Source organism: Marinomonas foliarum, assembly GCF_016906065.1.
In the GTDB taxonomy this organism is placed as follows: domain Bacteria; phylum Pseudomonadota; class Gammaproteobacteria; order Pseudomonadales; family Marinomonadaceae; genus Marinomonas; species Marinomonas foliarum.
In genome coordinates this window covers 2,379,667-2,395,080 of the sequence record NZ_CP070273.1, presented here as the reverse complement: position 1 = coordinate 2,395,080, position 15,414 = coordinate 2,379,667, and the positions used below count along the sequence as shown (strand labels likewise).

13 protein-coding genes are annotated in these 15,414 nt (G+C 44.5%); 5 read left to right on the top strand and 8 right to left on the bottom strand.

The window, feature by feature from the left end; genetic code table 11:
• Nucleotides 1–6: 6 nt before the first annotated feature.
• The gene (locus tag JSY38_RS11030; protein WP_205113271.1) at nt 7–861 is read right to left on the bottom strand and encodes a class III extradiol dioxygenase subunit beta; all 855 of its coding nucleotides are present in this window, start codon (nt 859–861) and stop codon (nt 7–9) included.
• Nucleotides 861–1,283, bottom strand: a complete 423-nt coding sequence (ligA, locus tag JSY38_RS11025; RefSeq protein ID WP_205113270.1) for a protocatechuate 4,5-dioxygenase subunit alpha — start codon at nt 1,281–1,283, stop codon at nt 861–863. Before ligA ends, JSY38_RS11030 begins: the two co-directional genes overlap by 1 nt.
• Before the next feature lie 172 nt (nt 1,284–1,455).
• Between ligA and JSY38_RS11020 the strand changes: the two genes are divergently transcribed.
• Nucleotides 1,456–2,673 carry a LysR family transcriptional regulator gene (locus JSY38_RS11020; protein ID WP_205113269.1) on the top strand — a complete coding sequence of 406 codons (1,218 nt, stop codon included), beginning with the start codon at nt 1,456–1,458 and terminating at the stop codon, nt 2,671–2,673.
• Here JSY38_RS11020 and JSY38_RS11015 read toward each other — a convergent pair.
• The 3 genes from JSY38_RS11015 to JSY38_RS11005 are packed head-to-tail and all read right to left on the bottom strand — an operon-like array spanning nt 2,659 to nt 5,007.
• Nucleotides 2,659–3,246 carry a Crp/Fnr family transcriptional regulator gene (locus JSY38_RS11015; RefSeq protein ID WP_205113268.1) on the bottom strand — a complete coding sequence of 196 codons (588 nt, stop codon included), beginning with the start codon at nt 3,244–3,246 and terminating at the stop codon, nt 2,659–2,661. The genes JSY38_RS11020 and JSY38_RS11015 overlap by 15 nt on opposite strands.
• Entirely contained in the window at nt 3,221–4,165 is a 945-nt protein-coding gene (locus JSY38_RS11010) for a DMT family transporter (protein WP_205113267.1), read from the bottom strand. Before JSY38_RS11010 ends, JSY38_RS11015 begins: the two co-directional genes overlap by 26 nt.
• Entirely contained in the window at nt 4,162–5,007 is an 846-nt protein-coding gene (locus JSY38_RS11005; RefSeq protein WP_205113266.1) for an arylamine N-acetyltransferase family protein, read from the bottom strand. The genes JSY38_RS11010 and JSY38_RS11005 overlap by 4 nt, the downstream gene beginning before the upstream one ends.
• A 240-nt stretch (nt 5,008–5,247) precedes the next feature.
• On the opposite strand from JSY38_RS11005, the gene JSY38_RS11000 reads away from it, so the two are divergent.
• The 3 genes from JSY38_RS11000 to fhuB are packed head-to-tail and all read left to right on the top strand — an operon-like array spanning nt 5,248 to nt 8,909.
• The gene (locus tag JSY38_RS11000; protein ID WP_114413136.1) at nt 5,248–6,015 is read left to right on the top strand and encodes an ABC transporter ATP-binding protein; all 768 of its coding nucleotides are present in this window, start codon (nt 5,248–5,250) and stop codon (nt 6,013–6,015) included.
• A gap of 9 nt (nt 6,016–6,024) precedes the next feature.
• A complete protein-coding gene (locus JSY38_RS10995; RefSeq protein ID WP_205113265.1) occupies nt 6,025–6,918 on the top strand; it encodes an iron-siderophore ABC transporter substrate-binding protein in 894 nt (297 codons plus the stop codon).
• Nucleotides 6,919–6,932: 14 nt separating this feature from the next.
• Nucleotides 6,933–8,909, top strand: coding sequence for a Fe(3+)-hydroxamate ABC transporter permease FhuB (gene fhuB / locus JSY38_RS10990; protein ID WP_205113264.1), 1,977 nt, complete (start codon nt 6,933–6,935; stop codon nt 8,907–8,909).
• 58 nt (nt 8,910–8,967) lie between these two features.
• Here fhuB and JSY38_RS10985 read toward each other — a convergent pair whose 3' ends face one another.
• From JSY38_RS10985 to JSY38_RS10975, 3 genes are all read right to left on the bottom strand, one after another.
• The gene (locus JSY38_RS10985; RefSeq protein ID WP_114413133.1) at nt 8,968–9,477 is read right to left on the bottom strand and encodes a GNAT family N-acetyltransferase; all 510 of its coding nucleotides are present in this window, start codon (nt 9,475–9,477) and stop codon (nt 8,968–8,970) included.
• 108 nt (nt 9,478–9,585) lie between these two features.
• Entirely contained in the window at nt 9,586–10,404 is an 819-nt protein-coding gene (locus JSY38_RS10980; RefSeq protein WP_205113263.1) for an alpha/beta hydrolase, read from the bottom strand.
• Between the two features lie 91 nt (nt 10,405–10,495).
• Complete coding sequence (locus JSY38_RS10975) at nt 10,496–13,213, bottom strand: autotransporter domain-containing protein (protein ID WP_205113262.1); 2,718 nt, start codon at nt 13,211–13,213, stop codon at nt 10,496–10,498.
• Nucleotides 13,214–13,472: 259 nt separating this feature from the next.
• On the opposite strand from JSY38_RS10975, the gene JSY38_RS10970 reads away from it, so the two are divergent.
• Nucleotides 13,473–15,404 (top strand): sensor histidine kinase, encoded by a 1,932-nt coding sequence (locus JSY38_RS10970; RefSeq protein ID WP_205113261.1) that lies wholly within the window; start codon nt 13,473–13,475, stop codon nt 15,402–15,404.
• The last annotated feature ends 10 nt before the right edge of the window (nt 15,405–15,414 follow it).

Genomic DNA, 15,414 nt, shown 5'->3' with positions numbered 1-15,414 from the left:
TGTGATTTAGGCTCCCTTTTCATCAAAATTTTCGTAGATCAAATGCCCCAGCGCAGTATTAGAAACCGGCACATGGTAATGACGATGAATCTCTGTTACATCGTGGTTTAATGCCCCACGCATGATCAACCACATCACCATTTCAGCCCCTTCTGTGCCGGATTCGCGAATGTACTCAACTTGGGAAATCGCAGCTAACTTGGCGTAATCGCTTTTTAAATCATCCATAAAAGCGAGATCCCACTCTTGGTTAATCAAACCTGCTCGCTCACCCAGTAATTGATGACTCATACCGCCCGTTCCCCAAACCTGAACATTCACGTCTTCTGGATATTGATCGATAGCGGCTCGGATAGCTTTGCCAAGAGCAAGACAGCGCTCTCCAGTTGGTGCAGGGTAAACAACAGTATTCACCGCCAAAGGAATCACTTGGCAAGGCCATTCATCAACTTGACCAAACACCATGGATAGAGGAACGGTAAGACCATGGTCCACATCCATTTCATTGACAATCGTCATGTCAAAGCCTTGCTTTATCAGCGACTCAGTAATGTGCCACGCCATTTTTGGTGCCCCCTTTACTGTAGGAACAGGGCGTGTGCCATAACCTTCGTCAGCTGGGCGATATTCTTCGCCACAGCCAATAGCAAAGGTTGGGGTGAACTTCATATCAAATGCGGTCGCATGGTCGTTGTACACCAAAATCACCACATCTGGTTTTTGCTCGCGAATCCATTTTTTAGTGAACTGAAAACCATCAAATATCGGCGCCCATTTAACGTCACCGCTGTCGCCTTTATCAATAATGTGTCCAAGCAATGGAACATGAGAGGTTCCCAATCCTGCCGTAATCTTTGCCATTATTGCTTCTCCTTGGACGGATTTTTGTCAGACTCTTTTTCATTCGTGAATCGATTGCCCTCTGGCGATCGACCACCGTTGCGCATCATTTCCATGTAATCTTCAGGAGATAAATTAGTCATGCTAGACACCGCTGCCGCGACGCTAAGCCCATCATTTGAACTGATTTTGACGAGGTAATAAATATTGCCACCAAGGGCAATAAGTTGACGAAAGTCGCGAGCCAACACGGCTTTTTTTTGGTCCTCAGTCATGGACCATTGATCAAGATAAGCCCGTTCATCTTGTTTGAACGCAACTCGGTTCGATTCTTTCATTAAAGACATACAAAACTGATTGAGGTGAAAACCTATTCTGGCCATATCGCCGTCAAACACGGTCGTGCCAGGAATATTGCTGTAAGGCTTCTTGTTATTATTCATTCGTATACCGCCTGCACTCATCGAGCACATTCACTAAGTAAAACTTGATTATTTAAAGGTACACATAAAAGGCCGCCTTGCCATATGCACATTTAAAAACATAGATTTAAATTTGGTTATATCATAGATTAGAAACCTATAATGGAAGGCATCTACTAACAGGAAACACAAGATGAACACCACCACGGCACACTTTCCTTTGACCATAAAACAATGTCGTGTGATTAGAGAAATCATGAAAAAAGGTACCGAGAAGGACGCCAGTACCTCATTAAGCCTGAGTCAATCCAGTGTCTCGCGAGCATTATCACAAGCAGAGCATGCCTTAGAGGTGAGTATTTTCACGCGTGGTTGGAGCGGAGCGGAGCCCACTTCAGCAGGGGAGCTAGTAATCTCGTCTTGCAACAGCATTTTACAAGCCATCGCTGATACAGAGCGCCAACTACAGCAAAACACCACTACCTTACTAAAGCTAAAAACCTATGTTGAATGGCGCCATTTGATGATCATAGAGGCCGTGGTGAGAGTCGGCAGCGCCTCAGTCGCAGCACAAATACTTGAGATGACACAGCCGGCGGTCAGCAAAACCTTAAAAGAAGTCGAAAACATGGTGCAGCAGCCTCTTTTTTCAAGGGCACGCCGAGGTCTGATTCCACAAACTGCCGCCAAACAGCTTGCTTCCCTCTATCTCAGAGTTTCACCTGTTGTTCAGTCTCTTCAGCATCAACTTCAATCTTTACCCAATGAATTAGCGGGCAGACTATCCGTTGGCATGCTGTCATTTTCCTGCCAAGATATTGTTCCCATTGCGTTTGCCTCTATTTTCAAACAACACTCAGGCATTCGACTGCAAGCTATGCAGGGCCCCTACCATATGTTGGCGAATGCACTACGACAAGGTGAAATAGATTGTTTTCTAGGGCTGATGAGAAAAGGGCCAATCCATTCAGAGCTCATCGAGCTGCCATTATTGCGTGCTCGATACGCCTTAATAGCTCGTGCTGATCATCCCGTTCACAGCTATGCAAAAACACTAAGCGATTTGGTCAATGAACGTTGGATCGTAGCGCGTCATGGCACGCCTATTAGGGATTATTTCGAGAGTTTGTTTCATAGTATCGATAACAAGCCACCGATTCAGGCGCTTGAAATGTTAACCTTTGCCTCGTCAGAAGAGCTCGTTATTCACAGCGACGCCATTGCGCTACTATTTTATGATGATTGGAACATTAACAAACTCAACCCACGCCTGAAGCAAATACCCATTACGCTCCCCCAACCTGAATGCACAATAGGAATTACCTTGCATCGCGAGCGACAGTCCGCAATCACCCAAACCTTTATTAGTGAGTTGAAGCTCTCTATTCAACATAAATTAACGTCGATTTAACTTTTGTCTAATTCGACTCAACGCCACTGGCGTGATTCCAATATAAGACGCAATTTGTTGCTGCGGAATAACATTTTTAAGTTCAGGGTAGTCGGCACAAAAATCGAGATAGCGACGCTCGGCGGAATGTTTTACAAAGGCATTTTCACGCTCTTCTTTAGCAATAAAAATGCGCTCTAGAAATTTAGCGTAACACTCTAAAAAGCCAACATCCTGACGCATCTGCTCATAAAAAGCTCGCCAAGGATAGGAAGAGATCATGCTATCTTCCAAGGCCTGAATACCGAACAAAACACGTGCTTCAGTCACCATCGCCTTAGTTGAGCCAATGATTCTTGGGCTCTTCGCAAAGGTTTGCGTGAACTCTTTGCCTTCATCGGAAACACTCACATAACGCACGAGTCCAGAATGTAAAAAAAACAGACGATTCGCAAAATCCCCTTGTTGAAATAAATAATCGCCTTTTCGAATGACATGAACGTCCATTGGCACCGTCAGCCTTTGCCAATCAATGTCATAACCTAATTCGTTAAAATAGGTTTGAAAACTATTTTGCAGTTGAATTCGATCCATGGACTATTTTCACCTTGCTTAAATTGCCATCAATAAGAAACAGTGCAACACCTAAAATGAGAATACCTGAAGCAAAAGGCCAATCTACCAAGCTTAATAAACGTGATTGAGTCAACGCGGTAAATAACGCAACCCAAACGGGTATCGTATAAGACATCGCCAATAGCCGACTCGCCCCAACCGTCATCACTAAACGCTGCTGCAAGACAAAGGTAAACAAGGTCGTAAAGACGGTCAGGTACAAGACATTTACCCAAAAACCTTGTGACGACCATTGCACCTGATCCAGCTCGCCCCAAATCAATGCAATAGGCAGCAGCCAAAACGATCCAAATAGCATAATCATAAACGCGCCAGACAACGCCCCTAACGAACGCCCCCATTTCTGTACCGACACCACATGCAAAGCCAATAAAAAACATGCCCCAATAAAAATATAATCACCGGAATGCCACTGAAATCCATCATTGCCTTGTGTCGAAAATAACACTGTCATCGCGCCGATAGAGCCAAGAACAAAACCAATCACTCGCCACAAAGGCGCGAGTTCTTTGAGCCAAACTCTCGCAATCATTACACCAATTAAGGGAACCAGTGTGTACAAAACCGATGTATTCAAAGGCGTGGTCGACTGCAAAGCGACAAACAAACCGATAAAAAAGCCGACTAACGCGCCACTGATCACCACGTAATGAAAAAGTCGCTGACGCGAAGCGAACAAGGCTCGGAACTGCTCTATTTTATTCTGCTTGCCACGCTGCCAACTGAATAATAGCGCCGGCAACATAATCAACATCGCCAATAAAAAGCGAAACGCCGAGGTCGCAATAGGACTCGCGTATTCCACCATATGACCCGATACGATAAAAGAAGACGCCATCAACCACGCCCATAATAACAAAGTAAAGAATGAACTCATGACTCTGCTCCGGCCTCATTCACCGACAACATGGGCGCTAAAAAGCGAATAAATAAATGCTCAACCACTGCGGGTTCAAGGGCAATATCAAACTCAGACGCTAAAATATTGCCAAGAGATTCAGAGCTTTCGATCAACCGCTTCTGTTCACCTTGGTAATCTCTCGTAATAAATTCGTTGTTCACCAAAGCAATTGTCTGATCTTGCTTTTTCAGCGTCACCATCAAGTTCTTTAAAAACACCGCTTGTGGATTTTTATGAGAATAAAAATGCCCTAACTCACAATCTGCATCGCTGTAAGCCGCATTGTCAAAACGGTAAAGGGTGAAATAGTCATTGTCCTTTATTACCTGAAGATCGTATTCGCCCTTATCTTTTGCCAACAGACGATAACGATCCAAACCCGCTGTTTGGTCAGTATTGATATCGAGTCGTAATGGCGCAATTGGCCCATTACCACCAAAGCCGGTGTCCACTAAATAGCTCACACCTTCTAGCGTTAACAAGGTTACTCGGTGGGTTCTACCCGCTTCGCGCTCGAGGTTATTATTCAGCACGCGCGCCAACTTAAGCTGTACGTCATAACCCAACGCTTTCAAAAGCTCAAAGGTTAGTTTGTTATGCTCAAAGCAATATCCACCTAATCCTCGCGTGACGATTTTCTGACTAATAGCATCAAGGCCCAAAGAGATTTCTTCACCCAGCACCACCGCCAAACTATTAAAGCTATAACGAGCCACATGGGCCGACTGTAATGCTTTAACAAATTCCATATTTGGCTGTTCTGGCACAGCCAAATCAAGATCAGATAGATAATTTTGTAGACTAGACGACAACGACATACTGCGATCCTTTCAATAATCTGTAGATATAGAGTACAACCAAGACTACAGATGCAAAAAAGAGAAGAAATTAACCTAGGTTAATTATTGGTAACTTAAAGCCACATTGGACAGTATCTTGCTAAAGCTAGTCGAATAAACACTACAAATGAGAAGCATTATTAATATTATCAATGTATGATATTTATAGCCTAAGCCCATACAACAAGACGAACCCTATACATAATTACGACGAACCCTATGCTTCAGCTTAATAATGCCTCCGTTACGATATCCCCGCACACCATATTACAGCCAACAAATCTAACTTTTCAAAAAGGTATTATTACTACGCTGCTTGGCCATAACGGCTGCGGAAAATCGACATTAATGAAGCTTCTAAGTCGTCAAAATGCGCCGTCTCAAGGCGAGGTTTTGCTTGAGGACAAAGCAATAACCCACTTCAAGCCAAAAGAGTTTGCACTCAAAGTAGCCTATCTCCCGCAGCATCCTCCAGTCACCGATGGTGTTACCGTTAAGGAGCTGGTTAGCTTTGGGCGTTTTCCATGGAAAGGCGCCTTTGGTCGATACACAGCGCAAGATAAAGCATTCATTCAAGAGGCAATTCAAAAAGTTGGGCTAGAAGACTATCAAGATCGCTTTGTCGCCACCCTGTCTGGTGGTGAGCGCCAGCGTGCTTGGATCGCCATGTTATTAGCCCAACAAAGTGAGTGCATCTTACTTGACGAACCAACATCTGCCTTAGATATTTCACATCAATACGAGCTATTAGCCCTAATAAGAGAACTGAATCTGAGTCTTGGGTTAACCGTCATTATGGTACTGCATGATATCAATATGGCCGCCAAATTCAGTGATCACTTAATCGCTCTGCATTCAGGCGAAGTCATTGCTCAAGGATCGCCAAGCGAAATGATGAAAGTGGACACACTAGAGAAAATTTACGGCATGGAGCTGGCACTTTTTCAACACCCAATAACCGGCCATCCCATTAGCTACATTCCTTAAGGACCTATCATGAAATGTTTATTTATTTGTCTCGCCTTATTTATATCGACGCTGGTGTCTGCGGCTAACTCATCCGAGATCACCTCAAGTGCTTTTACGACGCCGCCAAAAAGAATCATTTCTATCGGCTGGGACATGACAGAGACACTACTCAGCCTTGGCGTTACAGCAATAGGAATGGCGGATAAAGAAGGGTATACGGCATGGGTAGCAAGCCCTAAGCTACCGAAAGGCATTGAAGATGTTGGCGCGCGTAACGAACCAAGTTTAGAGTTATTAACAAGCCTTAAACCTGACCTAATCTTAATCAGTAGTCATTTGGCTCCTGCTATAAAGAAACTAGGCAACATAGCCCCAACATTGATTTACGATGTTTATAGTGACAAAAGAACGCCCTACAAAAACGCTCAAGAACTGACGCTAAAGCTCGGCGACATACTTGGAAAAGAACAAGAAGCCCAAAAAATCATTGCCGACACACAAGCTCTATTGAAGAAAAACGGGGCGTTAATTAAGGCCGCTAACCCTCAATTGGACCCACTCTTATTTGTCCGCTTTGTCGACAGCAGCACACTCCACTTTGAAGGGGCTGGCTCATTAATCCAAGATACAGTTAACGAAATGGGTCTACAAAATGAATGGCAGGAAAGTACGAGCTTTTGGGGATTCTCGACCGTAGAACTGGCAAAAATAGCAGAGCACCAGCAAGCCAATGTCGTTTTATTGCAATCAACCAAGCCAACCGAGTTCGATAAGTTTCAAAACTCACCACTATGGCAGGCGATGGCATTTACCCGTCAAAACAAAGTACACAAGTTACCTCCAGTCTGGAACTATGGCGGGTTGTTAGCCGTTCAGCGATTAAGCAATCAGCTTGTTGATATTTTCGCGGCGCAACCATAACGGCTTTTTATTTTATGACAGCTTTACCGATTCGAATCACTCTACCTATTGGCTTAGTGCTGGCTCTTGGCTTAGTCATCGCCTTTATTCAGTATACGACGCCTTATGCCGGTGGCTGGTCGCTTTTACAAAAAGTCGTGTTTGACTACGATACGACCAATTATAAAGAGCTCATTGTTTATTTAACGTACCTGCCTAGACTCGCCATAGCCTGCATTTGCGGTTTTTCGCTTGCCGTCGCCGGTTGCATTATGCAGTTTGTATTGCGCAACCCTATCGCAGCACCGACGACATTGGGAGTCGCCTCTGGCGCTCAATTAGGTATGGTTTTGGGGGTGCTTTTTATACCCGCTAGCATGACATTACCTCATTTTGTTCCGGCCTTCATTGGAGGCGCAGGCACCAGCATACTCGTGTTTTTAATTGCCGCTAGAAAAGGTTTTGCTCCCATTCATTTAATTCTTTCAGGAATGGTCATCAGCCTATTTATTGGCGCAACAAATACCATGCTTATGTTGGTTTATGAACGCAATTTAAGCTCTGTTTTCATTTGGGGAGCAGGCGCATTACACCAAAATAGTTGGGAGTCAGTGCAACGTATTTTGCCCCTGCTGAGTGTGCCAATGATTGCGTTATTGCTCATTCAACGGCCTCTTTATACGTTAATTTTAGGAGACAGTGTTTCCAACACAATAGGCAACAATGTAAAACGCATTAAGCTTATTGCCTTGACCTCGGCCATTTTCATTACCGCTGTGATTGTGAGTGAAGTGGGCATTATTGGCTTTATTGGCATTGTCGCACCAGGCATTACTCGACTATTAGGCGTTAGAAACCTGACAAAGCAAATACTTGCTAGCGGATTAGTGGGGGCGTTAATTCTGTTGTTCGCCGATCAGTTGACGCAGCCTATATCGGCAGCGACAGGTGATTTGCTTCCTACTGGCGCAATGACCGCACTGTTAGGTGCACCGTTCTTATTATGGCTGCTCAATCGCCAAACTTGGCCATCTCAGTTACGTGCGACCGATGAAGCTGCTCCTCACCTTCGCCATCGCCGTTTTCTGCCCGTTCTTATCGGCTTAATTGTCGCCTTGGTTAGTATTTCTTTCATGGCTTTATTTGTCGGTAAAAATACACAAGGCTGGGAATTCGCGGTCAATGATACGTTACTGCATCTGCGTACACCCCGAATACTGGGCGCCCTTTTTGCGGGTATTGGTTTAGCCATTACAGGAACGCTTATTCAACGCCTAACGAACAACCCGATGGCTAGCCCAGAAATTTTAGGCATAAGCTCCGGCGCGGCGCTTACCCTTGTCTTATGCACTCTTATTTTTGGCATCAGCATTAACCGCTATGAGCAAATTCTTATTGGCACATTGGGTGCTCTCGCCGTTACCTCAATGATTTGGTGGCTAGGTAAAAAGCATCGTTTTGCTCCCTCTCAGCTATTACTAACAGGCATAGCTTTAAGCGCGGCTTTAGATGCGATCATGCGAATTTCTATGTCATCTGGCCAAGAAAATGTCAGCGCCCTGCTGACCTGGCTTTCAGGATCCACCTACTTAGTGAGTTATCAAGACGTGAGTATTTTAGCGGTTGGCGTGGCTGTGTTTGGCCTTATCGCCGTGCTGCTTCATCGGTGGCTAGATTTAATCGCTCTTGGTGAAGTATCTGCCAGCAGTGTAGGACTCAATACGCTGCTCGTTCGCCGAGTCATATTTGTCTTGATTGCGGCAATAACAACACTCTGTACCGCCATCATAGGCCCTCTGACATTTATCGGATTATTAGCACCACACATGGCACGCGCACTTAACCAAAACACGGCCTATAAACAGCTAATAACCGCTTGCCTACTTGGCGCTTTAGTCATGGTGATGGCAGATTGGATGGGGCGAGTTATTTGGTTCCCTTGGCAATTCCCCGCGGGGTTATTGTCATCCTTAATTGGCGGTGCTTACTTTCTTTATCTAATGAGGAAGTGATCCCAGAAAAACGACGTTAAGCCAAACCCAATTTTTCAAAGACGTTGGGCTTGGCTTTTTAATGACTTCCACCAACCTCTTTTTCAAACCACTCTACATCCCAGTATTGTCCAAATTTTCGGCCCACTTCTAGGTAGACACCTACGGATTCAAAGCCGAATTTTTCATGGATAATTTGTGAGGCTTCGTTGGGTAAGGTGATGCCCGCGTAGGCGCGGTGTACGTCTTCTGTTTCCAGTTGCTCAAACAGCTCAAGATACAGAGCGGTTCCTAGACCTCGACCTTTGGTGTTTGGCTTTAGATAAATACTAACTTCCACCGAGGTTTCATAAGCGCGTTTTGGTTTGAATTGACCGCTACAAGCATAACCAAGAATTTCACCGTCTTGTTCCGCCACCAGTAAACGATGTCGACCTGTGGGCGCAAACTGCGAAAACCAAACCGCTCGACCTTCTAATGTATAAGGCTCTATATCGAAAGTCGTCGCCGTATTCACAATGTAGTGATTATAAAGGTCCGTTAACGCGGGTAGATCATCAATCACAGCAGGACGAATTTGGATGCTCATTTTCACCTCCCAATGGCAATTATCTAAGACTGAAGCGATACTCTTTTTTTAACATGCTTTACATTGCTGTAGTAGATAATTTGAGGCGGTACGACGTGTAATCTGCTTTTACTCCATCAGTTCCGGCCATTGTGTTGACCAACAACAATGGTGATCAAAACCTTCCACCACTTTGACCTCCGGCTTCTTTTCCGCAGGAAAACGTCCTTGATAAGACTCGGCGACAAATAATGGTACCGAACTATCATTTTCACCCACGAGATGAAGTTGTGGAATGTCGGTTAATTTTTCCCAATAGTCGGCAGGGTTAAGCGAGCCAGTCAGAGGTGAAACATTCAGTTGCTGAGTCCATTTTTGAGGATCTAAGTTCCCGGCCACAGTAACGAGTCGAACCACATCATCACGCTTTGCAGCCACCAAAGCCGCCACCGCGCCACCGCCAGAATAACCCACTAAAACAAGCTGACTAGCGTGCATTTTTGCTTTCACCAGTGATACAGCTTCATCCATTGACGCCACAACTTCAGGAGCAAAACGTTCAGCTGTCCAGTACTTTCTAGAACATTTTTTGTCTTCAACGTACTGGCAAGGGCGACCTAAATACACGGCACTTCCTCGATCTTTCATCGCAAGTGTCAAGGCCAAAGGGTTCATCGGCGTTGGGTTAGAAGAAGGCTTAGTACGACTAATCCACGCCAAGCCATCACCTTCTATATAAACCGCTAATCGATCACTTAATCGGCTTTTTTCAAAACGAGGTGAATAGCTACGAATGGCAAAATACTCAGTATCTATTGTCTGTTTTTTCCAACCCACTTGCTCCGCCATTGAATCAGCATTTTCTACTCGACTTTCAACGGAAAAACGTGCGCAGCCTTGCAGTATCAATACGGATAACACTATAAAAACCCAAAAACACGTTTTCATACCATTCCTTTTCGATGCAAAAAAAAGCCCCGCATAATAATGCGAGGCTTTTATCATAACCACTTGGTGTTTAAAAACGAGACTTTAGCCTTTAAAACATCCAAGTAAATTTCGCTGTGGCTGTTTGGCTTAGGAAGTCGGAACGCCCTTCTAAGTCATAACGAACCGTAATTTCTGTCGCATCGTCCAAGGCGTAATTGACACCAATACCCGCACTCACCACCCAAGGAGACAAGTCCAAACCTTCTGTTATAAAAGACGCACCACCACCAGCATAAGACGCTGTAGTGCTAGAGGCATCGTTCATGACGTCATAACCCACACCAGCGCTGACCGCCAATGACAAGCTGTCGTTAATCCGTTGATTCAAATCACCATGCAACGAAACTAAGAAAGCTTCTGACGTGTTGCTGCGCACGTTTAGGTTCAAGGCATCCGCACCGGTTTCTTTGTAACTTTCGTCTTTGATATAAGAGTAATCTGCACGCACACTTGGCGTGAGTTTGGTGTCACCATTAACAACAAAAGTACGTCCTAATCCAGCACTTAAATTCCCGGTATAACTGGTGTAGTCAGATTTCGCCGTGGTGCTCATAAAGTTGATATTTCGTGTGCCATCGGTTTGGTTAACACCCAAGCCAGCCTGCCAAGTCACATCCACATTGTGGAAGCTTTCTCCCAAGCTGCGCTGACCGTAAAACATTGCTTGATAAGCATCAATATCCGCATGGTTGGTTGTACTCGTTACTCTACCATCGGCTTTGGTGTTCATATAAGACAAGGCAAAACCCACAGACGTGTTGTCATTAATATCACCGTCCATACCACCGATGATGCCGTAGGTTTCGGCATCGTAGCCACTTACGCCACCACGGGAATCTTGCTTCGCCCAACTACCCACAGGCTTAACCCAAGCATTTTTGTCAGAGATAAAACCATCACCCGAAGAGGTACCAGTTTCGACTGAACGACCACCAGAGGATACACTCGCCGTACTAGACTGACGCGCCGCCACCACATTGCCATTGGCTTGCATTACGCCAGCAGACACTTTTGAGGACGATCCAGACAATAATGGCAAGGTTTGCGCCACGGCGTTACTGACTTCTTTACCGGTGGAAATCTTACCCAAGGCGGTCACAACAGTATCCATACCAGTTCCCGTTGTGCCGCCTTGTACAAACTTATCAAGCACAGTGGCGGCACCTAGGCCGGTAGTGAAATTTTGCTGTTGCACATATTTCACTACCGTGGCTTTATCATTGGAAGTTGCGGAATCATCATTGTCTGAACCACCATTACCTGAATTGTCCGTATCTGAATTATCCGTATCTGAATTATCCGTATCTGAATTATCCGTCGTACCTTGAACAACGGTTAAGTTAACATTGTCACCCTCGACAACCGCTGTGAAGTCAAACAAGGCTGAGTTGTCGGTTACAACAAAACCATCAGACGTCAACGTACCCGCTTCGACGACTTTCGTCATGCTGCCCGCCGCCAAACTGTTGGTTTCAGTGACATCTACATTAATTTTGGAGCCTGCGGCAAAGGTCGCGGTGCCAGTCACTTTTAACTTACCGAAGCTGTTGAGGCTGCTGGCGCCTATTTTCAGAGTACCGCTGGTCTGATTGTAATTACCGCCTAATGTCAAAGTCTCGCCATCAGCAATGGATAAGGTACCGCCCTTAACATTGGTATTTCCCTCGTAACCAGTTAAATCCCCAGTAAAACGGGTGGTGCCGTTCACAATGTTGATATTGCTTTTGTCGCTCCTTCCGCCAGCGATGTCAGAAGCGAAAACATAATTAGTATCGGTATGGTTAAACACTAACAAGCCCGTGCCAAATTGCGCGGGCATATCCATCCCCATCATCTCGTCGGAAATCGCCTCGCGACCAAACCTAACGACACTATCTTCGCCTACCGTTAATATACCGGCTGCCGCTGCTGCTTCACCTTCTGCAGCACCAATATTAAGGGTGCCTTCACTGCTATCCAAGCTTGCGATAGAAAGACCGCTATCCGAAGTAACCTTTGCCCCGTTAGAAATCGTCAAGGTGGCTGTACCTCCGTCACCAACGAAAATATTGCGTGTTGATTTTATCAAAGAACCACTTCCAGATACGGTAACGGTACCCAATGAGCCATTGGTTTTTCCAATATAAAGAACGTCACCCGAAGTTACCTTTGCCCCTTCAGAAATTGACAAAGTGCCTTTACCTCGAGAACCAATATACATCGAACTATTTACTTCTAAGGCAGTATCCGTTCCAGTTATGTTAACAGTTCCTTCAGAGTCTTCATTAAGTCCGATACTTGTATTCTGGCTAGAAGTAACAGTAACCCTTGCCCCATTAGAGATATCTAAAATGCCTTTTCCACTGATACCAACATTAAGAAAACCTGTTAGTTTTAAAGAAGCCTCGCCTCCCGTTACTGTAACGGTACCTTCAGAGTTGCCTTGACTTCCTATGTATAAATTACGACTTACGGCCTTAGTCCCGCCGTCTACGGTCGCTGTTCCACTGTTAACTAGAGCAATATCTGAATCTGTTGGCACCGAACTACTATCCCAATTCGAACCCTCTGCCCAAGAACCTTCTCCTCCCTTCCAATCAACAGCAGCCAATGCATTTGACAATGGCATTAACCCAATACCCGCAATAAGCACGCTGCCCAGTACACCGGACTTTAGTTTGGGGATTTTGCTGGAAGATTGGGTTTTATGTTTGCCCTTGGCGGCTTCACTGGCGACAGCCCATAGGCCAAGTGCAGCATTCCATACTAAACGAAACGAACGATTCATTAATTTTTTAACTCCAAAGCATTAAGTACAAAAATGGACCAGCAGCGCGACAAAACCCACCACTCGGTCAGAAATGCGTCAAGGATAATACTTTGAAGAGACCCGAAACTGACGAAAGCTGTCAAAGTGTCGAAAAATGAAAAATAACTATGCAAAATAAGGCAAACACCCATTTCACTAAGGCTCTAGACGCTGTAAGACAAGACATTTAAGATGTCATCCCATACGTTATCCGAATACCAGCCAAAACACGGAATCTATGTTGAATTTACATCGGCTTTTTATTGCTATTTTTGCGCTTACTTTTTCTTGGTCGGCATTTTCCCAAGTGACGCTTATCAACAATGGCGTGAACACAGTAAAGCTCGATAAACACATTGGGTATTTTGTTGATAAAACAGGTTTATTAGATTTAGAAGATATACAAGCCAAGCCGGATGCCTTTTCACCCGTGGCATTTCCATTTTCTGCTGGTTTTTCAAGTAATGTGCACTGGTTTAAGTTAACGCTACAACGTGATCACGCAAGCGCTGCAAAGTGGCTTTTATCAATCAACCCAACTTATCTAGACAGTGTGAAGCTATATTCAACTCAGGGTGATAAAAGTAACCCTGTTGCGGAAGTGGGTGATATGCTAACAGCAGACCAACAAGCCTACCCATTAATACCTTATTCTTTGCCTCTCAATTTGCCTGACAATCAGCCTCACACCTTTTACATTCGCCTACAAACCACCAGCTCCACCACACTAAATTTGACGCTCAGAACACAAGAAGCAGCGCTTGTCGCGCACAACACACAAAATCTATTGTCCGGTATCGCCATTGGCAGTTGGCTCATGCTTTGCTTTTATGGCTTTGTCATGTCTTGGCTAACGAAAAAAAGGGCGTATGCATTAGGGTGTATCTATATTATTGGCAGTATTCTTCACCGCTTAGTGACGGCGGGCACGCTGACACAATATATTTTCCCAAGTCAGCCTTTTATTGTGAACTTGCTAGCACCTGGTAGCGTTTGCTTACTACTATCGGGAATCGCTTTATTCTTTATTAGTTTTTTTGAGACAAAGAAACAATTCCCACGAGTGCATTCGATATTACTCATAGACCTAGGGTTAAATGCCGCCACTTTTCTCAGTATATTTTTTGATGGCTTCCGCTTTTTTGCTCCTTTAATGTATCAAGCCTCGTTTTTACTATTTCCAATACTTGCCTACATTTGTTGGGTAGGCGTCAAAAACAAGGTGGCAGGTAGTCAAATCTTCCTTGTTGGGTATGTCGCTTTCTTTGTGTTAAACCTCATTAGTGTTATTGGTGCGACACAGCGGGTGTCCATACCTTCTATTTTTGTCTACATGCCTGAAGTCACGTCTTTTGTGTTTATTATCATGATGTATCAGGTTCTACATGAAAATAAAAAAGCCGAAGACAAAATGAAATTTGAGTTTGACACCCAAATACATTTAGCGCGACAAACACTGGAAATTGAAAAGCAACGCAGAGCGGACCACGCCAATTTTATGGCGTTGGTCACCCATGAATTAAAAACGCCTCTTACAGTGATTGATAGCGTCTTACAAACATTAAACATAGAGAAAATTCACATTCCCCCTGCTGTGGCAAAACGACACGAGACTATCCAGAAATCAGTGAGGGAGCTAAACACCTTAATCAACACCACATTAATGACGGAGCATTCAGAGAAAGAGCATTTCACCCTAAACCAAGAACCTATTAATGTTTATCGTGTCACTACCAATACTCTTGATTATTTGCTCATTAGCGACCAAGAATACAAGATCGATATTCCAGCTAACTTGAAGGTAAATGCAGATGCATCTCTATTTGAGCTGGTATTAAGCAATCTATTAGTCAATGCGTTGAAATATAAAACACCAACCTCATTGGTTTCCATCACAGCAACACAGGCGACACGAAAAGGACAAGAGGGCACGTTAGTCTCCTTGTCTAATCATTATAAATCAGCCGAAGAACCCAATACTAAAATATGGTTTCAAAAGTATTACCGTCAGGCTGAGACCCCAAATATTCAAGGGGTTGGCTTGGGCTTATATTTGGTTCAAGCTATCATTGAAGCTCACTCAGGGTATATAGAATGTTATACCCAAAAAGAACAAGACATTTGGATAGTCACCTTTGAGGTATGGATTCCAGCGGTAGAAAAAGATTAGGAATAACCCC